Origin of the sequence: Microcystis panniformis FACHB-1757, from assembly GCF_001264245.1 — a bacterium.
GTDB classification, from domain to species: Bacteria; Cyanobacteriota; Cyanobacteriia; order Cyanobacteriales; family Microcystaceae; genus Microcystis; species Microcystis panniformis.
Genome location: NZ_CP011339.1, coordinates 2,536,886 through 2,561,641, shown reverse-complemented (window position 1 = coordinate 2,561,641; position 24,756 = coordinate 2,536,886). Strand labels below are relative to the sequence as shown.

Sequence of the window (24,756 nt, the reverse complement as noted above, 5' to 3'; positions counted from 1 at the left end):
ATAGGCTACATATCAAGACAGGCAAAAGGCACTCATGCAAAAGGGAGAATAAATAATCAGTCTTTAATAACCGGATTTAGTGTGATACCAAATCCGTTTTTAATAGTGTGATTGACTCTCAAGTTATGAATTGTTTCTCCCCACACCCCACTCCCCTATACTTTTTAAACAGGATTTAGTATGAGTTTTCGGTTCACTGATTACTGTTTACTGTTTACTGATAACTGAAAAACCTCCTATGACAGAAAATAGAGATAACTTCAACGAAACTTATAATGCACTAATTGAGCGCATTGTCAATCTAACTTTGGAAGGAAAAATTAGGGCTAAATCACAGGTTTATAACCTTTTGTCCGAGGGAGTAAAAAATGGCACAGGAGAAATTTTTGAGCGTTGTTTAACCGAACAAATCATCGTTACTCGCTCACAGTTAGAAACAAAAATTAAAGCGACTAGGGTTTTGCGGGCCCTGGAAACGATCGAAAGTGAATGGGAAAAATATCAAAAAACCAATCAGCAAAATTCTCTCACTGCAGCGGCGATCGATAATCTTATGAAAATCGATCGAGAGGATCGTTTACTGACGTTAGTAAATTTAATCGATCCCAATCAAAATAATGCTTTAACCCTAGAACAATTACAACAGTTAGCCAAGCATTTACAGACAGTTTCTCAGCAGCGGGGAGAAGCGGATTTATGGCAAATTGCCACGGGGATTAATCTGGGGTTAAATACTTGGTCAAATTTATCGAGTTATCTCACCAGTTGGCTCTACGAACAAAATCGCCATCTTGGCTTTACTAATGATAATGAGCGAGTGACACCCTGGCAAATTTGGGCAAGTAAAGTTAATCCCTCTTGGTTAAAACGAGTCTTAGAAAGTTTAGCTAATCAACAAGCTTTTGATTCTCTTACTCAGGATTTAACTTTAACCGATTGGGTAGAAAATGCTATTGTTTTTCAATATATCCAAAGGGGACTAATTAACTTTTTTGATCAGCGTATCTATAGCGAAAAACTGGGAGCTAAATTATCCATTTCTACCTTTCTCACCTTTGCTTTAATTTGGTCGCTGTTAACCAATAGTTTCGAGCAAGTTAGTAAAAATTCTCTCTATAGTCGGGGCTGTTTTCAGATGGCTTTACAAATTCTGAGAACCTTTGCTCAACGGGATTATTTTCCTTTATACGGAGGAATTTTTGCCTCCTTTTCTGGCAGTTATCTCAAGGATGCGTTAGACTATTTATCAATTCCTCTGCGTTATGTGGAAGGCACGGGAGAAAAGGCGAGAATTTTAACTTTAATTGCCTATTCTAATCGCATTCGCGGCGACTATCGACAGGCCAGAGAATGTCATCAACAAGCTTTAGAAATTGCCCGTCAACAACAGGATTATGCTTGTGAAATAGCTAATTTAAACCATTTATCCCGTCTCAATGCTATCCAGAAAAACTATGCAGAAGCGATTAATTTAAGTCAGAGAGCTTTAATTTTAAGTCGTCAACAGGGTAATAGTTTAGGACAGGCTAACGCTTTAGCTAATTTGGGTTATAGTCAGGTACAGGAAGCGCAACAGTTAGAGAGATACGATCCCGAAATTTATCAAAGTTCGATCGAGTATTTACAGCAGGGATTAAAGTTAGCGGAAAGTCTCCAAGATTGGCAGAGTAAATCCCTTTGTTGTAGCAGTTTAGGTCTAGCATATATTATCCTCGAAAGACCCCAAGAAGCGATTAATATTCTCCTGCAAGGATTGGAATCGGCCAAATACTACGGAGATGTATATCTGCAAGGTTTATTACTAACTTATTTAGGGGAAGCTTACTATCAAGACAAGAATTTTGAACAGGCAATTTATATGGGTTCTCTAGGAATGTATTGGCTACACGAAATCGGTGCAGTAGAATGGCGACAAGCTGCTAGTCTATTAACGGTTATTCGCGGCAAAAATATCGCAGCTTTTGAACAGACTTTCAGTCTGGAACGTTCCTCCCTGATTAAATCAATTGGACTGGAAGGCTACCAATATATCTCAGAAATTCTCAGCAAATATCAACAGGGTAATTAGTGAATACACAGCCTAAATTATTAATTAATCTCTCGGTACTTTTTCCCCAACCCACGGGAATCAGTACCTACATTCTTAACCTCTTACCCTACCTGAAAAATTTAGAACCAACCCTACTAACAGCTAATAGTTATCCCGACTTTAACTGTTATTCTATCCCCAAAGGTCTCGCCCCCGATCGAGGAGCGAAAGGTCATTTAAAACGCTTACTCTGGACTCAGTTTCGGTTATCGTCAATTTACCGACAATTAAAGGCCAATTTACTCTTTTCTCCCCTTCCAGAAGCGCCGATAAATTCTCCCTGTCGCTTTGTCGTCATGGTCCACGATTTAATTCCCCTGCGGTTTCCCAGTTTTACTTCCCCCTTAACTCACTATTTCCGTTATTATGTGCCGCAGGTATTACAACAGGCAAAACATATTATCTGCAACTCTCAGGCAACGGCCAAAGATATCACTGAATATTATCAAATTCCCGCCGATAAAATTACTTCTATTCCCCTAGCCTACGATCATCATCACTTTCGCCCTATTCAAGATGATAAGCCAGAGCATCCCTATTTTCTCTATCTCGGTCGTCCCAATCCCTATAAAAATTTACCGCGTTTAATCGCCGCTTTTGCCCAACTGCCTCCAGATTTAAGCGATTATCGTCTTTGGATTGCCGGCAGCTTTGATCGCCGTTATACCCCCAATTTACAACAACAAGCGCGGGAATTAGCAGTCAGCGATCGCATTAAATTTCTCGACTATATCCCCTACGATCACCTACCCAAAGTTATCAGTCAAGCCACTGCTTTAGTCTTCCCCAGTCTCTGGGAAGGCTTCGGATTGCCCGTTTTAGAGGCTATGGCCTGCGGTACACCCGTCATTACCTCAAATTTGTCATCTTTGCCCGAAGTCACGGCAACAGCGGCAATTTTAATCGATCCCTATCGAGTCGAGTGCATAGCCGATGCCCTAAAAATTATCGCTCAAGATCGACAATTACAGTCAAAATTAAGTCATCTAGGCAAAAAACGGGCCGATGAGTTTAGTTGGCAAAAAACCGGTCTAGCTACGGCCGCAATCTTAAATCAATATCTAGGGTGTGCTTAACTGACAGCGTTTCCCTTCAAGATGAAGTTTAACCTGATCGGTCATCGTCGGAAAAAGAAAAATAATTTGACAGATCGGCAGCATTTGCTGTAGGATTGATGATCGTGACCTCAATTGGAGAGATGGCCGAGCGGTTGAAGGCGCAGCACTGGAAATGCTGTTTAGGGGTAACTTTAACGAGGGTTCGAATCCCTCTCTCTCCGTACCCAAAGCACCTTATGAGTAGGTAGGCGTTAAAAATTATCAGATATCCCCGTTATCAAGGGTAGGGTTGATTCATGAATCAACCCTACCTTATCAAGGGGGATTAAAGGCAAAATCCATTTTTAATTTAATTATAACCAGCTACTTAGGTAGTCTTGCAAAAGTAATTTCCCGGTTGAGACAGGAGATTACTTTTAGTGATTATCTTCTCCCCTGCTCCCCACTTCATAATTGATAATTGATAATTCATAATTCCCAGTCTCCTATACTTTTTAAACAGGATTTAGTCTAATTCCTCGTCGGTAAACCATCTTTACACTTAGCTAACCACTCCAATAAACTATCTAACTGCTGTGGTGGTTTTACCGCTCCTAAACCCCTAACTGTCACCTGTTTGGGACCATAAACAAAGCGTGATTGTATATGTTGGGGTAGGTGTTCTTGTAATAATTTCCACGCTGGCTCTTCCATGGGAGTTTCGAGGATAATATGCTGTTTTCCGTCGGGTTTAATTCGCGAAAAACCGAGGGACTTAGCCAGATGTTTTAACTCGATTACCTTAAATAATTGTGCCACCGGTGAAGGAATCGCTCCGTATCTATCCACTAAATCCGCAGCAATTTGTCCTAAATTTTTCTGAGAATTGGCAGTAGCGATCGCCCGATAGACATCCATTTTCTGCTCTGGATCGGATATATAATCGTTAGGAATAAATGCCGTTAATTTCAGATCGATTTGGGTATCCTCCACTTGAGGAATTTCTTGACCTTGAATTTCCCGCAAAGCTTCCTGTAACATTTCCATATATAGATCAAAACCGATCGCTTCCATTTGTCCCGATTGTTCCGCACCTAATAAGTTACCCGCACCGCGAATTTCCAGATCCCTAGTCGCTAATTGATACCCCGATCCTAACTGGGTAAATTCTTGAATTGCCTTTAATCTTTCCCGAGCGGTTTCTGTTAGTTCTGCCTTGGCCGGATAAAGTAACCAAGCGTGCGCTTGTACTCCCGATCGCCCCACCCGTCCCCGCAGTTGATAGAGTTGCGCTAAACCGAATTTTTGGGCATCTTCAATGATAATCGTGTTAACTCTGGGAATATCTAACCCCGACTCCACAATAGTCGTACAGACTAAGATATCCGCTTCCCCATTATTAAAAGCTAACATGGTGGTCTCTAATTCAGCCTCATCCATACGACCGTGGCCGATGGCAATTCTAGCACCCGGAATCATCCCTTGAATTGCTGCCGCTTTTTCTTCAATTCCCTCGATTCTTGGTACTACATAAAAAATCTGTCCCCCCCGATCCAATTCATTGCGAATTGCCGTTCTAATCGCATCAGAATTATAACTAGAAAGGTGGGTTTGGATGGGACGACGAGAGGGGGAGGTGTGGTAATTAAACTCATTTCTCGCACCCCAGAAAGGGACATATAAAGAGTCCGGGGAATCGGTGTCGCACTCAAGGTTAACACATCAATATTACTTTTAAAAGCCTTAATTTTCTCCTTTTGATTGACCCCAAAACGCTGTTCTTCATCAATTACCAATAACCCTAAATCTTTAAACTCCACCGCTTTACTCAATAACAACTGCGTCCCCACTACTATATCCAATTCCCCCGTTTTCAAGCGCTGGACGATATCTTTTTTCTCGGAATTGGTGCGAAAACGATTTAATAAACCCACATTAATGGGATAGGGAGCAAAACGTTCTTTCAGGGTGTGATAATGTTGTTGGGTTAAAATCGTTGTTGGTGCTAATAAAGCCACCTGTTTATGACCCGTGGTGACAGCTTTAAAAATAGCACGAATCGCCACTTCTGTCTTACCAAAACCCACATCCCCACAGACTAATCGATCCATCGGGCGATCGCTTTCTAAATCCCGTTTCACATCCTGTATCGCTTTCAGTTGATCAGCAGTGGGTTGGTAGGGAAAAGAATCCTCTAACTCCCGCTGCCAGGGATTATCCATCGGATAGGCAAAACCCGATTTTTGGGCGCGTTGGGCGTAAATATTGATTAAATCAACCGCTAACTTCTTAACTGACTTCCTGACGCGGGCTTTCGTCGCTTCCCACGCTTTGCCAGAGATTTTATGTAATTCTGGCTCTTGATTACCTGTATGACGATAACGGGAGAGATTATCAACAGAATCGGCAGGAACCCGCAATAATCCATCGGCATATTTAATAACTAGATAATCTCGACCTTGCACTACTCCGCTAATTGTGCTTTCCTGCTTTTCTAGTTTGATAAACTGTCCGATGCCATGGTGTTTATGTACTACAAAATCGAGGGGACGGAGTTTATTCACATCCACCTGTACCGAGGCTGCTTGCCGACGTTTGCGGACGTAACCGGCAGTATTTAAAAGATGTTGCCCGAAGAACTCTCGATCGCTAACGACGACTATGCGATAGGTGGGCAGGATAAAACCTTCTAATTCAGCTAATCCTGAGTATTTTAGGGCTGTAGCGGTGTTTTGAATTATTAAGCGCTCGATCGCCCCAAAATCAAGGGGATTGGGGATAAATTGGGCCGGGCAGTCGTGTTCCTGTAATAACGAGACTGTACGGGAGGGTTGGGCAGATATTAACCATGTAGCATACTTATTTACTTTAATACCGCTATAAATCTCTCTTTTTCCCCGTAAAATTTCCGCTAGTTTGGCGAATTGTCCCGGATTGGTGGGAATCGGACGACTGGAGAGATTAAGACTATTTTCGGAGAGGTGATCGTCTATTTCTGAGAGGTAGAGATGGGGAAATTTAACCGATATTTCCAAAGATTCGCCAAAAGAACGGTGAATTTGCGGTAAAGCTGGTTCTATCTCTTGCCAGCGTTCCCCAATATATTCTATCCAGCGATCGCTTCTAGCTTGACAGCTTTCCAGTTCATCAAAGGCAATAAGGGTATTTTCGGGGAGATAATCCAATAAAGAGGCAGGTTGACGGAATGCCAAGCCTAAAAATCGCTCAATTCCCTCTGGATAAATGCCATTAGCCAATTTTTCTCGCTCTTCGGCCTCCAGATAATCGGCCACTGTCGGGGGGAGAGAAGGGGCAATCATCGCCGCGAAGCTAGTGGGAGTAAGAAGCAGATTGGGGATAGAATCGAGGGATCTTTGGGTGGCAGGGTCAAATTCTCGCAATTTTTCCAATTCATCGCCGAAAAATTCTAACCTGACCGGTAATTCTGCCGAAACTGGGAAAATATCAACGATATCGCCGCGACGACTCCATTGCCCTTCGGTTTCTACCAGTGAAACCCTTTGATATCCTAATCTAGCTAGGGTTAGATCGAGGTTTTTGCCTTCTATAACCCTTCCTACCGCAAAATTATCGCTATATTTCTCGAAAACCTCTCTAGGGGGTAAATGGGGCTGCAGGGCTTTTTCGGTGGTAACGATCGCAATTCCGGCCTCTTGATGACTGATTGCCGATAATACCTGCATCTGTCCCCAAATCATCTCGGATTCCCGATTAAATCTCTCGTAGGGGCAAGCTTCCGAGGTGGGATAAAAGAAAACACCTTTCCACGTCATCGCTTCTAATTGTGCCGCCCAACGTGCCGCTTCTTCCAGATTGGCACAGATAATTAAAAGATTTTTTCCTTGACAACGGGCGAAAGCTGTGCTTATTAATCCTTTCGGTAAGCGGGCAAGGCAGGTTAGGGTTAAATTGCCGTTTTTCTCCAGTTTTTGGATAAGTTCAGCAGTTAAGGGCGATTTTTCAATGTTGCGAATAACGGAGGCAAAAGTCATTTTTTAGTGATCGGCGCTCGGTTTTTAGTTAAGCTCTACTGAATTTACACTGCCTCTTGGGAGTTTTAGTACAAATGCTCAGGCTTCCTCTCCCTGCTCCCAACTCTGGCACTCCGATGCAGTCTTAGCAAGATGAACGTAGGTTGGGTTGAAGCATGAAACCCAACACCCCCAGGGATTACGCTACCGCTAACCCATCCTACAAATAATTGTGCCTCCCTACTTATCAGTTGTGAGTTTTCAGTTCAGCGACTACTTTTTGGGGTTAATTTTTTTGGGCTTTATTTGACTTGACCAGAGGGGGGTCGCAGGCGCACGGATTTTCCATTATGTAAGAAATTATCTGTCAAGTCGTGGGGTTTTGTCAAGCTTTTTTGGAAAAAAAATTAACCGATAGTCAAGGGGAGAAAATTGTCGGCAGAGATCAGATCTCCTGAATTTACACTGCCTCTTGGGAGTTTTAGTACAAATGCTCAGGCTTCCTCTCCCTGCTCCCAACTCTGGCACTCCGATGCAGTCTTAGCAAGATGAACGTAGGTTGGGTTGAAGCATGAAACCCAACACCCCCAGGGATTACGCTACCGCTAACCCATCCTACAAATAATTGTGCCTCCCTACTTATCAGTTGTGAGTTTTCAGTTCAGCGACTACTTTTTGGGGTTAATTTTTTTGGGCTTTATTTGACTTGACCAGAGGGGGGTCGCAGGCGCACGGATTTTCCATTATGTAAGAAATTATCTGTCAAGTCGTGGGGTTTTGTCAAGCTTTTTTGGAAAAAAAATTAACCGATAGTCAAGGGGAGAAAATTGTCGGCAGAGATCAGATCTCCTGAATTTACACTGCCTCTTGGGAGTTTTAGTACAAATGCTCAGGCTTCCTCTCCCTGCTCCCAACTCTGGCACTCCGATGCAGTCTTAGCAAGATGAACGTAGGTTGGGTTGAAGCATGAAACCCAACACCCCCAGGGATTACGCTACCGCTAACCCATCCTACAAGTAATTGTGCCTCCCTACTTATCAGTTGTGAGTTTTCAGTTCAGCGACTACTTTTTGGGGTTAATTTTTTTGGGCTTTATTTGACTTGACCAGAGGGGGTCGCAGGCGCACGGATTTTCCATTATGTAAGAAATTATCTGTCAAGTCGTGGGGTTTTGTCAAGCTTTTTTGGAAAAAAAATTAACCGATAGTCAAGGGGAGAAAATTGTCGGCAGAGATCAGATCTCCTGAATTTACACTGCCTCTTGGGAGTTTTAGTACAAATGCTCAGGCTTCCTCTCCCTGCTCCTAACTCCGGTGCAGTCTTAACGAGTAATTTAGATAAGTGGGTGGGTGGAATTAAATATAAGATGAACGTAGGTTGGGTTGAAGCATGAAACCCAACACCCCCAGGGATTACGCTACCGCTAACCCATCCTACAAGTAATTGTGCCTCCCTACTTAGTCAACAGCCTATCAGTGATCAGTTATCAGATGTGAGTTTTCAGTTCACCCACTACTTTTTGGGGTTAATTTTTTTGGGCTTTATTTGACCTGACCAGAGGGGGGTCGCAGGCGCACGGATTTTCCATTATCTATATAATATCATGTCAAGCGTTGGTTGGCAAGAAAAAATTTTTTAATTGCCAGCAAAAGATCGAAGGCAGAAAAATTAGTACATCTATACCGAGATATTTTCAGAATGATAACGATTCTCAGCGACTGTGATAAGATGAGAATCATAATCAGACTCAGTTAACTCCGATGGGTAAAAAATTCCAGTTAACAGCGATCGCTTTAACAATGACTATAGCCAGCTTAACAGCTTGTAGCGATTCCTCGGTCAAGGAAAAGGAAGCAAAGACACCCTTACAGGTGACAGTGAGTATCGTACCGCAGGAATATTTCGTCAAACGCATCGGCGGTGATAGAGTCAGTGTTAATGCCATGATTCAACCCGGGACAGATCCCCACACCTATGAACCAAAACCCGAACAATTAAAAACCACAGCCCAATCGCAAGCCTACTTTAAAATCGGTGTATCCTTAGAAGATGCTTGGAAAGATCGCTTAAACAGTGTTAACCAACAGATGTTAATCGTCGATACCAGTCAAGGAGTAGATAAAATCCCTTTGACAGCAGAACATAATCACGATCATGATCACAGCAAGGAAGAAAAACATCAAGCTGGAAAAAACACCTTAGATCCCCATATTTGGTTATCACCAAAACGAGTCAAAGCACAAGCAGAGACTATTTATCAAACCCTAGCACAACTCGATCCCGCTCAGGAAGCTATCTATCGGGCTAACTTGGAAAAATTCAGTCAGGAATTAGACGCATTAGATCAAGAAATTCGGCAAAACTTGGCAGGGATTAAAAACAAAAAATTTATGGTATTTCATCCCGAATGGGGCTATTTTGCCCAAGATTACGGTTTAGAGATGATTGCGATCGAAATCGACGGTAATGAACCCAGTGCTGCCCAGTTAGGTCAACTAATCAAACAGGCAAAAAAAGAGAATATTAAAGTTATTTTTACTCAACCAGAATTTAGCCAGAAAAGTGCCGAAACTATTGCTAGGGAAATTGGGGGACAGGTAATCCCTATCAGTGCCTTTGCTGAAAATTGGAGTGAAAACCTGCGACAAGTTTCCCAAAAAATGGCCACAGTTTTAAATCAGTAATTGTTTGTATATGTCAACGATCATTACCATTAGTAATCTCTGGACCGGCTACGAACAGGAACCCATCCTCGAAGATATTAATTTAACCATTGAAGAATTGGATTTTCTGGGAATTATTGGCCCGAATGGAGGGGGAAAAACTACCCTCCTCAAGGTTTTACTGGGATTAATTAAACCTTGGCGGGGAGAAGTCAGTATTTTGGGGCAAAGTGTCCAAAAAGGTCGGGAATTAGTCGGTTATGTGCCGCAGTTTGTCGAATGCGATCGCTCATTTCCCATTACTGTGGGTGAGGTGGTGAAAATGGGGAGATTGAGCAGCAAAAAACTCTGGCAAGGCTATAGTAAAAAAGATGAGTTAAGGGTAGATAAAGCTTTAGATAGTGTGGGAATGTTAGGGTTGAAAAAAAGGTCGATTGCTGAACTTTCGGGAGGACAGCGCCAACGGGTTTATATCGCTCGCGCTTTAGCGGTAGAACCCCGTCTCTTGATTTTAGATGAACCCACTGCCAGTGTCGATCCCCAAATGCGTGCTAGTATTTTTTCCCTGTTGCAAGAATTGAATGAGTGGATGACTATTTTAATTATTTCCCATGATCTAGGAACCCTATCTACCTATGTTAAATCGATCGGTTGTCTCAATCGTCGTCTCTATTATCACGGCCAAAAATCTCTCACTACCGCTATGTTAGAACAAGTGTATTGTTAAAAGTTTTCTCCCTTTCTACTGTCAAAACCCTTGACAAATCCCCGCACTTGACATATACTCGTATATATAATGGGAATCCGTGCCTGCCTGCAAACCCTCTTTTTTTAGGTTAGATAAGCGTCAAGAAAATAAAAACCTAATACCTGACCAGCGCTAAAGACTTATACGAACAAGACTATCTTGCTTGGTTAGAAGAAACGGCCAAACAACTGCGACAAAGCACAGACAGATGTATTGGATTGGGGAACCAACAGAGACAAAAATTATTATTATTAGTTGTAAATTTCACTATGACTAGGCTCAATGTAATCGCTGTTATTTTGTTGATTAAACTTTAAGATTGTCATTGCTGGAACGCCAAGGGCGATAGCTTACAATAGGGGGCAAACTTTTAGAAAGCAACCTTTATTACTATTCTTACTCATGCCCACTCTATCAAGCTTCTATGGAATAAAAATCACCATGAACTATAACGATCACAATCCGCCTCATATCCATGCCGAGTATCAAGATTATGAAGCGGTTATAATGATTCACACAGGTGAAGTTTGTGGTCAAATGCCCAAAAGAGGACTAAATTTAATATGGGAGTGGCTTGATCTACACCAATCTGAACTATTGGAGAACTGGGAAAATGCGCGTCAAAGAAAACCTCTTAACAGAATCGATCCCCTTCCCTAAAAAGGAGCTATTTCTTCATGTTATCTGTGTGGAATATCTGGATAAGTATCAATTAAAGCTAACCTTTAATAATGGAATAGAAGGGATTGTAGATTTAGAACAAGAATTGTATGGAGAAATCTTTGAACCTTTAAAAGATAAAAGCTTATTTCAAAAAGTATATGTAAATAGTCGGACAATAGAATGGCCAAACGGAGCAGACTTTGCCCCTGAATTTTTATTTGAAATTGCTCTCAACAAGCAACCGGTTAGTATGGTCGGTGATCCTGTAGGGTACGCTAATAAAATGTAACGTACCAAATTGTTTTTTTAACAATAATTATCTGATTTGCGATTATTTTGGCCTTTAGTGCGATCAGGTTTTCTTCTCATGGTGTGATCGCTTTTTGATCAGGAGCGGCGATCGCTAATTGCCGTCTTGACTTAAAAAATAGTTACTTAACGCGCTTTTTTGCTTTTAATCATGACGAATTTGTAATTATTCTGCGTTACGCTAACACATCCTAGCGTGCTACTATTCTGGTCAGTGATTCTTTACAGTAACCAGATGCGATCAATGATTCAGACAGATCAACAGTTTCCCAGTGTCGGTAGTCAGACTAAGGGACTTTTGGTTAATGCCGATGGTTCTGTGGATATTTATTTGGCGTTGCTGAATTAAGCTATGAATCAGTAAGGAATAGGCACTTCTTGAAACTTCAGATAATGAATTAATAAACGAATAGAGTATCCTAACATTTCTGTAGACTTAGAATAGCAGAGTGTTTTGCGATGCAATCGGGCTAGATAATGTCTTAAACGTGTGTTCTCACCCTCTACTCTGGTCATATAAGTCTTACTAATTATATGGTCGCCCTCTGCTATAAAACATGGATAAACTGACCATCCATCACTCACATAAAAATAGCATCCCCAAGACTTAACTAATTCCCATAATGGGCGAAACGTTTCGCTACTATGATCTCCGATTACCCAACCTAAAATTCCTTTTTTAAAGTGGTCAACGGCTGTCCACACCCAGATTTTGTTTTTTTTGAGCCAACAAAGGTTTCCAATTCATCCAGTTCCCCTACTTCAGGAATTGTTTCTGGGTCATAGGCGACTGGCAATAATTCTCCCACAGATTTTACCCAATTAATTACGGTCGTATGATGAACTCCCTTTAGCCTTTCTATTCCTCTAAATCCCATCCCATTAACATAGGCAGTTAGGCATTCTCGCTTCGTTTTTTCGTCATAGCCTTTCTGTTTTTCATAGTTATCAATAAATTGACGGCCACAGGTTACACAAATATGATTTTGTTTACCTTGTTTATTGATGCCATTTTTACGGATATGGGTAGATTTACATTCAGGGCATTGCATTTTGATTTCCTCCATTCATATCTCTATTATGCAACGCCATTTATTTCGGGCCGAAACCGCTTGCGGGTAAGGAAAATAATTGGGTGCAGACAAATCCGGGCACGGGTTGGAATACGATTCTTCGGCTTTATGGCCCGCTTGAGCCTTGCTTTGATAAGACTTGGCGACCAGGGGAAATCGAGTTATTGAAGTAGTCCTATCCAGAATATGGCTGGATCGCCGATCTGTTGCTTGGGTTGAGGTGATAAAGTTCGGCGATCAAACTTCATTCAGAAAAAGTGATTGCAGTAACTCGACAATTAGGTTATTATTTCTCGTAGCTGCTTTGCGTTCCTTAAGCCAACCCAAAAGATCGGCGATCGCAATCAAGGGTATTCTTTTGAGGACGCAATCGCAAACATCACAGAAGCGGTCAAATTATATCTTGAAAATTTACGCGCTGATAATCCTGTCAATTTATGAAAACCCTGAAAATTTAAATTTTTGAATCGGAGAGTTATATTAATGATTAAAGTATCTATTTTTAATCTCAATATTCTGTTAGGCTTGTTAACGGCTTATCTTAATATAAATGTAATTGTACCAGTTGTAGCACAAAAAATTGAGGGTGAAACTTCTTCTCATAAAGTAAGAGGTAGTAGTTGTGTTAATTTCCGAACGCAACCATCAATAAATGCCAAGATTATTCATTGTTTGAAATCAGGTACTAATATTGACGTTGTTCGGATTCCACCTACAGGAAAGTTTGCCTGGGTTACAGATGAAGCAGAGCATCTTTGGTATTTGGTATTTGATCAAGATACTAAACTACAAGGATGGGTCATGCCTGACTGTATTGATATTTTTGAAGAAACAAGTTCAACAAGTTGCGCTGATTATGGTTCTAGTCTTCCTACTCCTTATCCACCCGAATCTTTAGGAAATCTAGATTACTACCAGTTCCGTTACGACGATTTCATTAAAAGAAATCCTGGCAAAGAAGCACCAGATTATTACTTAGGATTTGGAGATAAATATCTGAATATATTTGTGAAGGATACATCTCCTACTCTTACTGCAAAAGGACAGCAATTTATCAAAGAAGTAGGTAAAGCTTTACAACAGAAAATAGAAGATAAATTAGTCGCTAATCCTGATGCTTTTGGAGAATTAGAGCTTAATCCCGATTCCTTCCGTAAATTTGCTTATGGAACACATCCAGATGCTTACTGTGAATCAGGCTGGGGAAAATTACCCAGAACTGATCGAGAGAAAATTATAGAAGCTATAGACTGGAAAGATAAGTATGGGTCTGTCAACGGTCGGGAGTCAATGATAGGACTTATCAATAGGTGTACTGAAATAGGCACAATAGACATGATAATCGATGGAATACCGGGATCAACGCCTTTGGAAAAGAGCCTATTTGTTTTGAGTGTAATTAGCTTCACGGGTTTAGGATTACGAGGACTATTTTTCTGGATAACTCGCTTGTTCTAATTTTCATGAACTTATCGCCTTATCGCCAAAATCATCAATCATGTAAGTGCGATCGCTGATATTGTAGTGCGATCGCCGATCTTGTAGGTTGGGTTGACGAAAGGAAACCCAACATTTCTACACAGAAAATATCCCCTTTCCAAAACGAATTAACACCATTATCTTTTAATTTGTTGGGTTGCGTTCCTTAACCCAACCCACCGAATTTTTGAAAAATTTTAGTTGATCTTGTCGGTTGATACGACGAAACCCAACCTACATTTTATTCCATACCAATATCACTATCAAAGATCAGCCTTTCTGAAGCCCCCCACATCTGATCATAAATTCCTTCTTCAACATAACGATGAAAACTGGAGTGTTGCCAATCTTTCGGAGCGTTTACTAATCCATGATGCACGGGATTATAATGGATGTATTCGAGATGATTAACAAAATCTCGATCATCTCGAACTTGATGCTCCCAAAAGCGACGTTGCCAAATAGCCTTTTCTCCTTTATGTTGTCGAGATGTTGAAATTTTAACCTGATATTGAGAATGACATTGACGGCTAAAATAACTTTTAATTAATCGCCAACGAGTTGAAAAATCTGCATCCGTTTCAGGCAACGTCCAAAGAGCATGAATGTGATCTGGTAAAATGACAATAGCATCAATCTTAAAAGGTTCTTCGTTACTTGGTATGGTTCGATAGGGGGGCATAAATCGACTAAATCCTTATCTGGCAAGAGACTTAATTGATTAGTTCGCTCTAGAGCAAAAACAATTGACAAAAATCGCTAAATGCCTTTCTCTATAAGGGTTCCATCCCTTATAACCCCCGTCCATTGCATAACACAAACCGAAGAGCCTCTTAAAATGATGTTGTCGCATAACATATTTAAAAGCATTTCGTAGTAAGTACCTAGGCAAAATTATTTACACATGACGATCATTGCCCCGTAAGGGTTTTAGCTCGATCGGGCAGGTAATTAATTTTGCATGACTACTTAAATCCACATTTTCAGGTTCACACAAAATTCTGTGACGATTGTATGTCACAACTGTAAAAAAATAAGTGGCTCCAGGTGTTTTTGCTCTACGGTATTGCATCAAGTTAGAATAACATTTATTGGATTGGTGTTTACGCAACTGGCGTTGGGTTTCGTGCCTCAACCCAACCTACCAAACTACCAAACTTTAAGACCGCAATTCCTTTGGCTTTTGAAAGTGCGATCGTTGTTATCTTGTTGATTAAATTTTAAAATTGCCATTGCTTGGGATAGGAACGCAAAGGGCGATCGCTTTTTGAGAATGAGGAAAGGCGATCGCTTTTTGAGAATGAGGAGAGGCGATCGTTTTTGGGTGATGTGGGAATGGCGATCACATATCGTATTTTTCTATTATCATAGTAAAATTAGGCAAATATTTTGAAAATAACATGAAAATTAAAGCTCTAATCTGGCAAGAAGATGGTATTTGGTGCGGTTCCGTACCTGCATTGCCAGGCTGTCATACCTGGGGAGAAAGCTACGAACAATTATTAGAAATGTTGCAAGATGCAGTTCAAGGATGGCTTGAAGTTGCAAGTCATGAAACAGAAATTGAAGCAGAAAAAGAGCTAGTCGAATTATCATTATGAAATCTATTTCTGGCAAAGCCCTTTGTAAAATTATTGAACGTTATGGTTAGCAGTTAAAACGCATTAGTAGTAGTCATCATATTTATACAAAACAGGGAATGAAAGTTATTTTATCCGTTCCTGTTCATGGCAATAAAGATTTACCAATTGGTACTCTTAAGAGTATTTTGAAAGATGCTGATCTGACCGAAGATGACTTGAGATAACGGTGATCGCTGTTTTCGTGTTGATTAAATCTTAAAAACGCGATCAGGTTTTCTTTTGAAATCTAGGGTAAAGCTGTTAAAACAAAACGGATAGACGTTGCCACTACCGCCGTAAACAAAATCCCAATCAAAGCCCAAACCTGATTGCCCTGATTGCTTTCTACCTTTTCTATCTGTAATTCCATTTTATCGAATCGCTTATCCATTGAATCCAATCGTTTCTCTACATTATCAACTTTGGTTTCTACAGTAGCCAATCGAATCTGTACTTGATTCACATCTTTAGAAATTGTATCTAGCTTCTGATTCATTTCTGCTAGAACTTCGCGCAAATCCGTTTCGATGATAGTCGGTGTTGGCATAACTCATTTTGTTAATCAGGCTGACACACTCATTTTAATCTATTTTTTTGCTGAGAGAACGGCCTCTTCTCAAAATATCTAAAAAAATAATGCGATCGCCGTCATCTTGTTGATTAAACTTGAAAACCGCGATCATTTTGGCTTGAAAGTGCGATCGCTTTTGGGAGGAGCAATTTTTTGGGAATGGCGATCACTTTTGGGTGATGTGGGAATGGTGATCGCCTGCCCTGAGATTAATCTCTCAACAAAGCTCGAAAACCAGCTTGCTGAAAATGAATATCCGTTGTTAATGCTTCCGTTATTCGGCTCTTCTGGTTTCTGTGTGGAAACGAGGTCTATACTGATAGTTTCTTCGACAAAATAGTCCTAAAAGTGTTACCCGATAAGCATTTCACGATTCCATAAGCAAAAATTATCACACAAAGTCGAGAAGAGCCGTTATTCTACGCTCTTCCATTACAATAAAAGAAATACAGTCAACAATTCCCCAATTTTTATCGTTTCTTTGACAATATATTTGAAAAGCTTTTTGATAGAGAATTTCCGATAAGGGAATAACTGTCACCGTTTTGTCCTTTTCTAATGAGGACAATAATTTAATTGACTTAGAGCGATATTTTTGTTTAGATAAAGCATTGCCAATCCTGACTGACGGACACAAGTGGGTCAAAACCTGACAAGACAAGGGTTGCCAAAAAGAAAAATATCTGGGTAGATAGGGAAAAAGCAAGAATCCCTACAAGATGAAAACCGAGAACAGAATCTTCTCCCAAGTTTATTCCTATCTAGAACAAGGAAGCCGATTTGTGGATAAAAGACATTTAACCGTCCTCAGTTGGATGGTGACAGCCCTACTCAGTAGTCAAAGTCTCAATCAAGCCAGATGGGAACCCTTTGTACAAAGCAGAGCCGAACAAGCCAATAGTTATCAGAGACGGTGGAATCGCTTTTGCCAGAATGGAAGAGTAGCGGTGGAAAAGATATACATCCCCTTAATATTGAAAGCCATCGAGACTTGGAAGGAGAAGGGGGAAAGACTGTATCTAGCAATAGATACCACTCTGTTGTGGAATCAATACTGCTTTGTCTATCTAGCGGTGGTCTGCGGGGGGAGAGCCGTCCCCTTGATGTGGATGGGATTAGAACATGGTAGTGCCAGCCTAGCTTTTGAGAAATACGAACCCTTGTTGGACAGAGCCAAAGGCTATCTTCAGGGCTTTGAGAATGTCATGCTGTTAGCCGACCGAGGCTTTGCCAATCAGCAATTAATTCAATGGCTCAGGAAAAATACTTGGCATTGGTGTCTTCGCTTACCTTGCGATACCCTCATTTACGGTGTTCGCCGTCGGGGTTTTGGCTATGAGGTCAGAGAACTCTATCCTCCCAAACGGCAAGCCTGCTTTGATCGCAACGTTCAAGTCTGGCAGGAGGCTAGAATCACTGCTCATCTTGCTTTAGCCTCTGTTCCAGGGGTTAAGGATAATTGGGCAATTCTGAGCGATGAACCTCCTACCCTTGACACCTTCTGGCAGTATGGTCTTCGTTTTCCCATTGAACATCTCTTTCAAGGGCAGTAAATCGGGCGTTTTTGACTGGGAACATTCTCGTGTTCGCTCTGCTGCTTGTTTAGAACGTCTCTATCTCATTGTTGCCATTTCTATTCTCTTTGCTACTTTAACTGGCATGGCGGTTCAACAATCTGGCTCTCGCCGTCAGGTTGATGCTCATTTTCGGCGTGGTTTGAGTTATTTGAAAATTGGTTGACGTTGGCTGGCGGGAGTTGTTCATAAGGCGCGTCCCTTCTTGCGACTTGACCACTTATTTTCTGTTGACCCTTTTCCCTGTTGGCTCTTCTCGCAAAGCTCGTCAGGATTATTATGGCAAAATTACCTTTTCTTTTATTCAGGAGTTTGAGGCTTTCACATAACAGTAAGTACCTAGGCAAAATTATTTACACATGACGATCATTGCCCCGTAAGGGTTTTAGCTCGATCGGGCAGGTAATTAATTTTGCATGACTACTTACTTGTCTTTGTATTGAAAAATGTGTCCGTCAGTCAGGTATTAGCCTTCAATCTAACGGGTTGCTCTGGATGAAAGACCTTTCCGTCAAATAATGCGTTAATAGAATTAAGCATGATCTGTTGGTGAAATGATTTTTACTTGAAATATCTATATTATAAATGTAACACACCAAATTGATTAGACCTCTTGCAAATTAATTATATGTTATAATGATGGGTTAACTAATTTTCCCCAAAAAAATAGTTAACCAGTACATTCGTCCTGAATGAAAACTTGAAGTTTAACTTTTAACTCAAAACTCTTTAGAGCTGCTTTAATTTGGTTATCAAAACCTCTTTATTTAAGCGGCACAAACTATCTCAATTATAAAAATTGAGAATAAATTCTCCTTGACTTGATTAATCTTTAGGCAACTTTTAAGAAGCTGCTATACCTATCCCTAACTCACAGTTATAAATAGCCGCCAACAAGTTAACTCTTAAACTATATCTTCGACGACGATTCCGATATTTACAGGATAAGATTTTAAAGATTTTGAGGCTCTTCGTTACTTGTTATGGTTCGATAGGGGGGCATAAATCGACTAAATCCTTATCTGGCAAGAGACTTAATTGATTAGTTCGCTCTAGAGCAAAAACAATTGACAAAAATCGCTAAATGCCTTTCTCTATAAGGGTTCCATCCCTTATAACCCCCGTCCATTGCATAACACAAACCGAAGAGCCGATTTTGAGTTTCCTATTTATATGTTCAATGATAATCCTTTCTTTGGCTAAAGCCTTGTTATACTCTTTTTCTAACTATGTTAATTTTCTATTTCTCGATTTCTTTTTCGGTGTATAACTATTACTATGGTATGCAGCTATTCCCTGATAACCACTGTCTTCTATGCTGGTAGTTAAAGGATGAAAACGAACTCGACTTTTTTTAAATAAACTAAAATCATGACCTCTACCTTTCCCACAAAAGACACAGATAATTTCCCCGGTATTTTGATCAGCTACTAATTGGGATTTTAAAGTATGATAACCTCTTTTACCCCCCAAAAAATCTTTCTGTTTCTTTTGGGGGCGTTCAATGGGAGTTTCCGTTACATCCATTACCGTTATGACCGGTATCTCTGCTTGATTGAGTAAAGCTTTTTTTCCTTTTAAACGGAAGTTTCCCGATTGTAAAAGCATTTTTTCCGTCTTATTTACAATCCGACATATAGTTGATTCTGATAGTTCCCAGCTTGTACCAATGTGAAAATATGTTCTATATTCTCGCCAATATTCTAACGTTACTAAAACTTGTTCTTCTATAGATAGTTTAGGTTTCGGCCCCCTTTTAGATGGTGAATTAGAGTCGGCTTCAACACTTTTTACTGATTCTACCATCTTTCTATATGTTTGTTTATACACACCGAAACGGCGTTTGAATTGTTCATCTGATAAGTTTTGATAATCCATAATTTTGCTAATAAACATAGCAAAATTATAGATGATTTCCTGACCTAAGATCACATTTTATTCTTTTTTCCACTTCAATCTAAGAATTGAGAAAAAAGCAAAGCCTTATATTATACCATAAAAAAATTATGCAAGAGGTCTATTGTTATTCGCTGTCATCTTGTTGGTTAAACTTTAAAGCTGCCGCTTGGGATAGGAACGCAAAGGGCGATCGCTTTTTGGTCAGGGGGAGGAGCGATCGCTTTTTGATGAGGAGGAGAAGCGATCTTGTAGGTGGCTCTTCGGGACTTGGTATGGTTCGATGTGGGGGCATAAATCGACTCAATCCTTATCTGGCAAGAGATTTAATTGATTAGTTCGCTCCAGATCGCAAACAATTGACAAAAATTGCGGCAATGTCTGTATCTATAAAGGTTTCATTCCTTATAACCCCGTCCATTGCATAAAACAAACCGAAGAACCCTAATCCCTTACAAAAAAATACTCCGAAATCCTCGTGAACTTTATTTTAAGTCACCATGCCGAAGAAAAAATTATTCAACGCCAAATCTCTTGAAAAATATTGCAGGACATCCTCAATAATCCTGAGCAAATTTTAGAAGAAGATGGACTCAAAGTTTATCAAGGTACGTTTGTCGCCATTAACAATAAAACTTATCTTCTGAGAATTTACATTAATGACTTAGTTGAGCCTCAAAAAATTGTTACACTATATGTTACCAGTAAACTTAGAAAATATAGGCAGCTATCAAATGAAAGCTAAATATGATGCTGAAGTTGACGTTTTAACAATTACCTGGCATGACACACCCGTAGAAGAAAGTGAGGCAATCAGTCCGGGGGTTATTGTTGACTATGATCAAGCAGGTAATGTAATCGGGATTGAAATTCTTAATGCTTCTCGAAAAATCGAGAATTTTTCTCCGAATGTGCAGGTAGCTATTTCTTCTCGATAAAGGTGATCGCTGATCCTGTAGTGCGATCGCATCGCCTGTAGCGATTGTCTTAAAAGTCAAGGGGAATAAAGAAAATCTTTTGTACCCCAAATAGGCAAGACAAAGTAACGGCACCAGTCATCCGTTTTGTCAGCGATGAAATTGTTCGGAAAACTGGACTAAGCGGGTGCTTGCCAGCATTTATTATCACGAATCATGGCATTGAGGATAACCAGCAATTTCCTCATACAGGCAACTAAGGCCACCTTTTTCAACTTGCCATTGGTCAACAACCGTTCGTAGAACTTCCGAATCACCGGGTTATGACGAATGGCTACCAATGTGGCCATGTACAAGCCACAGCGAACCGAGGTGCGTCCCCCCGAAATCATGCGTTTACCCTTGTGCTGGCCACTATCGTGGTTGATAGGAGCGACCCCGACCAGCCGGGCAATCTGTTTTTCGCCAGAGTGTTCCCATCTCGGGTAATTCCGCCAAACATAGGGCAGATGAAACTTTGCCGATCCCTTTAACGGATTGTAAGATTTCATTTTTGCCTTGCCAATCGGCTTGCTGTTGGGCGAGGGACTGAATCTGCTCGTTGAGGCTTTCAATACGCTGTTGGATTTCCTCAATATGGGCTTTGATATCTAGTTGCACCGTCTCAGACGCACGACTGAGGCGGTTTTTCTCCGCCACCTGCATCTCCACCAACTGCTGTCGTCGTCGTACTAGGTCGCTCAATTGTTGGGCTTGGGGGGCAACCACGGGTTGGGGTTGGGGTTGCACGGCTCGTGCGAATTGAGCGATTACCTGTGCGTCCAATTTGTCCGTTTTTGCTTTCCCCAATGCCGTCGCAAACCCTTTGACCTTGCGGGGGTTGGCGATCGCTACCGGTATGGTGGCGGCTTGTAAGCCCGATACGAGTGCGCGCTCTAATCCACCCGTCGATTCCACCACCACCAAACTCGGTGAGAGAGGATGTAATTGTTCAATCAGCGATTGAACGCCAACGTCGCTGTTGGGTTGTTGCAAGGTCAGACCTTGCGGCAACACGTAGATATCTAGAACCTCTTTACTGACATCGATCCCTACCCATGTTTTTTCTTCTGTCATCGTTTATGCTGGGGTTAAGTTATTTTGTCCCTTTGGTAACTCGTCCTTGCGAAGACGAGGTTAATCCTAAGGGCGATTGTTCGAGCTTGTCTCCTCGGGATGACGGCGTGGCTCCGGTGGCTACCCAACGGTGTCAAGCACCTCGGTTGAACTGGATGTCCACGCCCTTTTTCAGAATATAGGCACCCAAGCTACAAAGCGGTATTTTTTACCTAGGTTGGGACGGGTTGCCTACTTCTCAAGATACAAGGTTGGGTTAAGGAACGCAACCCAACATTGCCTTTATTTCTTACCTTAATTTTTTGGGTTTCACTTCGTTCAATCCAACCTACATTTTATTCCATACCGATATTAGTGACGAAACGCAACATTGCTTTTATTTCTTACCTTAATTTTTTGGGTTTCACTTCTACATTTTATTCCATACCAATATCACTATCAAAGATCAGCTTTTCTGAAACTCCCCACATCTGATCATAAATTCCTTCTTCAACCTAACGGTGAAAACTGGAATATTGCCAATCTTTCGGAGCGTTTACTAATCCATGATGCACGGTATTCGAGATGATTAACAAAATCTCAATCATCTCGAACTTGATGCTCCCAAAAGCGACGTTGCCAAATAGCCTTTTCTCCTTTATGTTGTCGAGATGTTGAAATTTTAACCTGATATTGAGAATGACATTGACGGCTAAAATAACTTTTAATTAATCGCCAACGAGTTGAAAAATCTGCATCCGTTTCAGGCCATGTCCAAAGAGCATGAATGGGATCTGGTAAAATGACAATAGCATCAATCTTAAAATGATGTTGTCGCATAACATATTTAAAAGCATTTCGTAGTCAATCCACATTTTCAGGTTCACACAAAATTCTGTGACGATTGTATGTCACAACTGTAAAAAAATAAGTGGCTCTAGGTGTTTTTGCTCTACGGTATTGCACCAAGTTAGAATAACATTTATTGGATTGGTGTTTACGCAACTGGCGTTGGGTTTCGTGCCTCAACCCAACCTACCAAACTACCGATAGGGAATATCTGAGGAAAAAAGTCTTTCTCGAAACTAAGATCAATATTCTTTAACACTCGAAAGTCAGGAACCTGAACCCGTAGTAACCGCATTGTTAAAACTCCTGTAATCCTATCCTCTTGCTCATCTGCTTATTGTAGCTCACAGGCAAAGGTGAAACAATCTCTTATCCTGCCGGTCAAATTCTGGCAGATTTTTTCCCAAAAAAACCTTGACAAATCCCCGCCCTTGACAGATACTTATATATAGAATGGAAATCCGTGCCTGCCTGCGAACCCTCTTTTTTTAGGTCAAATAATGCGATTAAATTTATTCCTGCTCCCTGGGGTTGAGTTCTAGCTTCAGCAGTTTGAGGAGATGGGAAATATGGCAGCCCGGATTATCGCTATTGTCAGCATAAAATCTTCCTATTTGTAGTGCCAGTTGTTCTCTATATCTTTCTGGGGGTGATGTATTGTCCTCTGGAGGTTCAACTTCTAACCAATATTGCTTCGCTTTTTTGATAGTCAACAGAGCCAGCACTAATTCCGATTGGCTATTGTCGTGGCTAACTTGATATTGTTTTTGCCAAGATACCTGTAAATTCTCCACTTCCGATAGTTCTAGGTTTTGACAATGAGAGATTCTCCCTTTAACTCTGGAAAAATTATCTTTTAAATCGGCATCATCCTTAATTTTATCTGCCATATCAAGATAAATATTTTCTAGTCTAGCAGCGGAATCTCGATAAACAGCCGAATGTTCGCTAAGAATTGATTGAATATGAATATCGGGGAAAATAAAATAGGACTCTTTATGAATCAATCCCGTCACCCAAATTCTATGCTGTCTAACCCGATTGACTTTAATCAGTGATTTTTCATATAAGTCCTCAAAAATTTGCTCTAAATCCTTAAATGGATAGGAATCATCTAAATCTTTTAAATCTTTCTTTTGTAAGTCCAAATCGACGATAGCGAACAGTTGCTGGGGATTTAAATAAGAAGCTTCTGGGTTCTCTTCATGCAAACGCAAAAGATTAAAGTAAGTATTTAAAACATCATTTCTATCACCACAGTTAAAAAAAGTCGGTATCTTTTGTCTCCAATCCCTAGGAACACAAGCTCTATAAAAATTAGCATCGGGAAAATCTTCCATAGCTCGATAGGATTGAGGAGATAACCTGCCGGCATTTTTTTTGATTTCCCCTTCACAGAGGATGACAAATTTATTACGAATTTGACGGTTTGCCAGAATAAATTGACGGTGGTGATTCGGTAGTAGTGATGGCGGCTTAATCCTTTGCTTTGCTGTGCATTGTAGTCATGGATAAAATACCAAAGGGTTCCCCAACGTGATTCTCCATTTTTTTAGAGAAAGATAGACTCTCTCTCACCAACCGAGAAATCCTTTGTCGAAAGGTATTATTTAATCTTTCAATAGGATTAGTTTGACCAGTTTCTTGACCTACTGCCCGATGACGTTTACTAGGAATTACTGTCTTATAGGACTCCCAAAAGTCTGTGTAAGCAACCGCACATTGTCGGTAAACGCCTGGTAAACTGGCCCCAAAGTTTTTTGGCTGATTGACGACTCCTATCTCCGCGCATAGCAACCAATAATTTCCCTTGTCTTTCTATCAATTAACCGCCAAATATAGACCTTTATCGTCTTAGAAAAAACCAAAGACCACATTTTATCACATTCTCTAACCAATTTACCTTTTGGTTTGTCCGAAACCTTTATTTGACGGGGGACAGCCGCCAGTTTATTGTTGACATAATTTTGTTACCATGACCAACTTACCCCTGTTACTCTAGCAATTCCTCGTCAGGAAATTCGTTCGAGCAAGAGTTTATCAATTAATTGTTTGGTTTCGTCAGAGACGGTTTTATTAGTGGGATTGCTCACAAACTGACGACCACATTCTTTACTTTGACGTTTGGGTTTTCCCTTAGGAATAGAACCATTCTTGATCCGATGGTGAGAACCACAAC

At 40.7% G+C, this 24,756-nt stretch carries 20 protein-coding genes, 1 tRNA gene and 10 pseudogenes; 17 read left to right on the top strand and 14 right to left on the bottom strand.

All coding sequences use genetic code 11. From position 1 onward, the window contains the following. Positions 1-238 precede the first annotated feature (238 nt). The 3 genes from VL20_RS12375 (at position 239) to VL20_RS12365 (ending at position 3,368) form a co-directional block, all read left to right on the top strand. Positions 239-2,068: a tetratricopeptide repeat protein gene (locus tag VL20_RS12375; RefSeq protein WP_052276665.1), complete on the top strand. Its 1,830-nt coding sequence runs from the start codon at positions 239-241 to the stop codon at positions 2,066-2,068. Beyond that, positions 2,068-3,165, top strand: coding sequence for a glycosyltransferase family 4 protein (locus VL20_RS12370; RefSeq protein WP_052276664.1), 1,098 nt, complete (start codon positions 2,068-2,070; stop codon positions 3,163-3,165). The genes VL20_RS12375 and VL20_RS12370 overlap by 1 nt, the downstream gene beginning before the upstream one ends. Positions 3,166-3,281: 116 nt before the next feature. Then, positions 3,282-3,368, top strand: a tRNA-Ser gene (locus VL20_RS12365). Positions 3,369-3,657: 289 nt separating this feature from the next. On the opposite strand, the pseudogene mfd reads toward VL20_RS12365, so the two are convergent. Next, positions 3,658-7,139, bottom strand: a pseudogene (gene mfd, locus VL20_RS12360) (transcription-repair coupling factor). A 1,739-nt stretch (positions 7,140-8,878) separates the two neighbouring features. Here mfd and VL20_RS12355 point away from each other — a divergent pair. The 6 genes and pseudogenes from VL20_RS12355 to VL20_RS32655 all read left to right on the top strand — a co-directional run. After that, entirely contained in the window at positions 8,879-9,802 is a 924-nt protein-coding gene (locus tag VL20_RS12355; protein ID WP_052276663.1) for a metal ABC transporter solute-binding protein, Zn/Mn family, read from the top strand. Between the two features lie 10 nt (positions 9,803-9,812). Next, a complete protein-coding gene (locus tag VL20_RS12350) occupies positions 9,813-10,508 on the top strand; it encodes a metal ABC transporter ATP-binding protein (protein ID WP_052276662.1) in 696 nt (231 codons plus the stop codon). A gap of 143 nt (positions 10,509-10,651) precedes the next feature. After that, positions 10,652-10,751, top strand: a pseudogene (locus VL20_RS33775) (DUF29 family protein); the annotation flags it as partial. A gap of 180 nt (positions 10,752-10,931) precedes the next feature. After that, entirely contained in the window at positions 10,932-11,189 is a 258-nt protein-coding gene (locus VL20_RS28425; protein WP_002792623.1) for a DUF4160 domain-containing protein, read from the top strand. After that, positions 11,143-11,481, top strand: coding sequence for a DUF2442 domain-containing protein (locus VL20_RS12345; protein WP_052276661.1), 339 nt, complete (start codon positions 11,143-11,145; stop codon positions 11,479-11,481). Before VL20_RS28425 ends, VL20_RS12345 begins: the two co-directional genes overlap by 47 nt. Positions 11,482-11,736: 255 nt before the next feature. Further along, positions 11,737-11,832: pseudogene (locus VL20_RS32655) on the top strand (DUF1214 domain-containing protein); the annotation flags it as partial. A 26-nt stretch (positions 11,833-11,858) separates the two neighbouring features. Here the strand turns inward: VL20_RS32655 and VL20_RS28415 are convergent. Continuing rightward, a protein-coding gene (locus tag VL20_RS28415; protein WP_128575271.1) for an IS1 family transposase occupies positions 11,859-12,553 on the bottom strand; the annotation gives its coding sequence in 2 pieces (ribosomal slippage) (positions 11,859-12,211 and positions 12,211-12,553; 696 coding nt in all). A 38-nt stretch (positions 12,554-12,591) separates the two neighbouring features. Here VL20_RS28415 and VL20_RS28410 point away from each other — a divergent pair. Both VL20_RS28410 and VL20_RS12335 read left to right on the top strand, forming a co-directional pair. Beyond that, positions 12,592-12,747, top strand: a pseudogene (locus VL20_RS28410) (DUF1214 domain-containing protein); the annotation flags it as partial. Positions 12,748-13,057: 310 nt separating this feature from the next. Further along, on the top strand, positions 13,058-14,032 hold the full coding sequence (locus VL20_RS12335; protein ID WP_052276660.1) for an SH3 domain-containing protein: 975 nt from the start codon (positions 13,058-13,060) through the stop codon (positions 14,030-14,032). A gap of 262 nt (positions 14,033-14,294) precedes the next feature. Here VL20_RS12335 and VL20_RS12330 read toward each other — a convergent pair whose 3' ends face one another. The 3 genes from VL20_RS12330 to VL20_RS32645 form a co-directional block, all read right to left on the bottom strand. After that, positions 14,295-14,735 carry an REP-associated tyrosine transposase gene (locus tag VL20_RS12330; RefSeq protein WP_128575202.1) on the bottom strand — a complete coding sequence of 147 codons (441 nt, stop codon included), beginning with the start codon at positions 14,733-14,735 and terminating at the stop codon, positions 14,295-14,297. A gap of 216 nt (positions 14,736-14,951) precedes the next feature. Further along, a complete protein-coding gene (locus VL20_RS32650; protein WP_284526129.1) occupies positions 14,952-15,074 on the bottom strand; it encodes a hypothetical protein in 123 nt (40 codons plus the stop codon). Positions 15,075-15,273: 199 nt separating this feature from the next. Further along, positions 15,274-15,399 (bottom strand): hypothetical protein, encoded by a 126-nt coding sequence (locus tag VL20_RS32645; protein WP_260441292.1) that lies wholly within the window; start codon positions 15,397-15,399, stop codon positions 15,274-15,276. A gap of 54 nt (positions 15,400-15,453) precedes the next feature. Between VL20_RS32645 and VL20_RS12325 the strand changes: the two genes are divergently transcribed. Together VL20_RS12325 and VL20_RS28405 are read left to right on the top strand one after the other, a co-directional pair. Next, positions 15,454-15,654 (top strand): type II toxin-antitoxin system HicB family antitoxin, encoded by a 201-nt coding sequence (locus VL20_RS12325; RefSeq protein WP_052276659.1) that lies wholly within the window; start codon positions 15,454-15,456, stop codon positions 15,652-15,654. After that, positions 15,651-15,860, top strand: a pseudogene (locus VL20_RS28405) (type II toxin-antitoxin system HicA family toxin). The gene VL20_RS12325 and the pseudogene VL20_RS28405 overlap by 4 nt, the downstream one beginning before the upstream one ends. A gap of 62 nt (positions 15,861-15,922) precedes the next feature. On the opposite strand, the gene VL20_RS12320 reads toward VL20_RS28405, so the two are convergent. After that, positions 15,923-16,222, bottom strand: a complete 300-nt coding sequence (locus VL20_RS12320; protein ID WP_002755782.1) for a hemolysin XhlA family protein — start codon at positions 16,220-16,222, stop codon at positions 15,923-15,925. A gap of 106 nt (positions 16,223-16,328) precedes the next feature. Here VL20_RS12320 and VL20_RS31160 point away from each other — a divergent pair, with 106 nt between their 5' ends. Then, a complete protein-coding gene (locus tag VL20_RS31160; RefSeq protein WP_158499345.1) occupies positions 16,329-16,586 on the top strand; it encodes a hypothetical protein in 258 nt (85 codons plus the stop codon). A gap of 51 nt (positions 16,587-16,637) precedes the next feature. Here VL20_RS31160 and VL20_RS12315 read toward each other — a convergent pair whose 3' ends face one another. Then, positions 16,638-16,814 (bottom strand): hypothetical protein, encoded by a 177-nt coding sequence (locus VL20_RS12315; RefSeq protein WP_284526128.1) that lies wholly within the window; start codon positions 16,812-16,814, stop codon positions 16,638-16,640. 151 nt (positions 16,815-16,965) lie between these two features. On the opposite strand from VL20_RS12315, the gene VL20_RS31725 reads away from it, so the two are divergent. Both VL20_RS31725 and VL20_RS32640 read left to right on the top strand, forming a co-directional pair. Continuing rightward, positions 16,966-17,799, top strand: a complete 834-nt coding sequence (locus VL20_RS31725) for a transposase (protein WP_284525807.1) — start codon at positions 16,966-16,968, stop codon at positions 17,797-17,799. Beyond that, entirely contained in the window at positions 17,774-17,986 is a 213-nt protein-coding gene (locus VL20_RS32640; protein ID WP_052275239.1) for a hypothetical protein, read from the top strand. The genes VL20_RS31725 and VL20_RS32640 overlap by 26 nt, the downstream gene beginning before the upstream one ends. 677 nt (positions 17,987-18,663) lie before the next feature. On the opposite strand, the pseudogene VL20_RS34065 reads toward VL20_RS32640, so the two are convergent. The 3 genes and pseudogenes from VL20_RS34065 to VL20_RS31155 form a co-directional block, all read right to left on the bottom strand. Then, a pseudogene (locus VL20_RS34065) lies at positions 18,664-18,786 on the bottom strand (IS5/IS1182 family transposase); the annotation flags it as partial. Positions 18,787-18,972: 186 nt separating this feature from the next. Then, a pseudogene (locus VL20_RS12305) lies at positions 18,973-19,716 on the bottom strand (IS5 family transposase); the annotation flags it as partial. A gap of 127 nt (positions 19,717-19,843) precedes the next feature. Then, positions 19,844-20,011 carry a hypothetical protein gene (locus VL20_RS31155; RefSeq protein WP_155119825.1) on the bottom strand — a complete coding sequence of 56 codons (168 nt, stop codon included), beginning with the start codon at positions 20,009-20,011 and terminating at the stop codon, positions 19,844-19,846. Between the two features lie 400 nt (positions 20,012-20,411). On the opposite strand from VL20_RS31155, the gene VL20_RS12295 reads away from it, so the two are divergent. Next, positions 20,412-20,654, top strand: a complete 243-nt coding sequence (locus VL20_RS12295; RefSeq protein ID WP_002789772.1) for a DUF2283 domain-containing protein — start codon at positions 20,412-20,414, stop codon at positions 20,652-20,654. Between the two features lie 158 nt (positions 20,655-20,812). Here the strand turns inward: VL20_RS12295 and VL20_RS12285 are convergent. The 4 genes and pseudogenes from VL20_RS12285 to VL20_RS28380 form a co-directional block, all read right to left on the bottom strand. After that, positions 20,813-21,749, bottom strand: a pseudogene (locus VL20_RS12285) (IS110-like element ISMae40 family transposase). A gap of 416 nt (positions 21,750-22,165) precedes the next feature. Beyond that, positions 22,166-22,694 (bottom strand): annotated as a pseudogene (locus VL20_RS34060) (REP-associated tyrosine transposase). A gap of 395 nt (positions 22,695-23,089) precedes the next feature. Continuing rightward, positions 23,090-23,917 (bottom strand): hypothetical protein, encoded by an 828-nt coding sequence (locus VL20_RS12275; protein ID WP_249264881.1) that lies wholly within the window; start codon positions 23,915-23,917, stop codon positions 23,090-23,092. Positions 23,918-24,072: 155 nt separating this feature from the next. After that, positions 24,073-24,736 (bottom strand): annotated as a pseudogene (locus tag VL20_RS28380) (IS1 family transposase); the annotation flags it as partial. Positions 24,737-24,756: the final 20 nt, after the last annotated feature.

Coding starts and splice junctions, on each gene's coding strand:
- VL20_RS28425 (WP_002792623.1), top strand. CDS start 10,932: ATGCCCACTCTATCAAGCTTCTATGGAATAAAAATCACCATGAACTAT.
- VL20_RS12375 (WP_052276665.1), top strand. CDS start 239: ATGACAGAAAATAGAGATAACTTCAACGAAACTTATAATGCACTAATT.
- VL20_RS31155 (WP_155119825.1), bottom strand. CDS start 20,011: ATGCCCCCACATCGAACCATACCAAGTCCCGAAGAGCCACCTACAAGA.
- VL20_RS12325 (WP_052276659.1), top strand. CDS start 15,454: ATGAAAATTAAAGCTCTAATCTGGCAAGAAGATGGTATTTGGTGCGGT.
- VL20_RS12275 (WP_249264881.1), bottom strand. CDS start 23,917: ATGGAAGATTTTCCCGATGCTAATTTTTATAGAGCTTGTGTTCCTAGG.
- VL20_RS12330 (WP_128575202.1), bottom strand. CDS start 14,735: ATGCCCCCCTATCGAACCATACCAAGTAACGAAGAACCTTTTAAGATT.
- VL20_RS12345 (WP_052276661.1), top strand. CDS start 11,143: ATGCGCGTCAAAGAAAACCTCTTAACAGAATCGATCCCCTTCCCTAAA.
- VL20_RS12350 (WP_052276662.1), top strand. CDS start 9,813: ATGTCAACGATCATTACCATTAGTAATCTCTGGACCGGCTACGAACAG.
- VL20_RS31725 (WP_284525807.1), top strand. CDS start 16,966: ATGAAAACCGAGAACAGAATCTTCTCCCAAGTTTATTCCTATCTAGAA.
- VL20_RS12355 (WP_052276663.1), top strand. CDS start 8,879: ATGGGTAAAAAATTCCAGTTAACAGCGATCGCTTTAACAATGACTATA.
- VL20_RS12320 (WP_002755782.1), bottom strand. CDS start 16,222: ATGCCAACACCGACTATCATCGAAACGGATTTGCGCGAAGTTCTAGCA.
- VL20_RS12335 (WP_052276660.1), top strand. CDS start 13,058: ATGATTAAAGTATCTATTTTTAATCTCAATATTCTGTTAGGCTTGTTA.
- VL20_RS12295 (WP_002789772.1), top strand. CDS start 20,412: ATGTTACCAGTAAACTTAGAAAATATAGGCAGCTATCAAATGAAAGCT.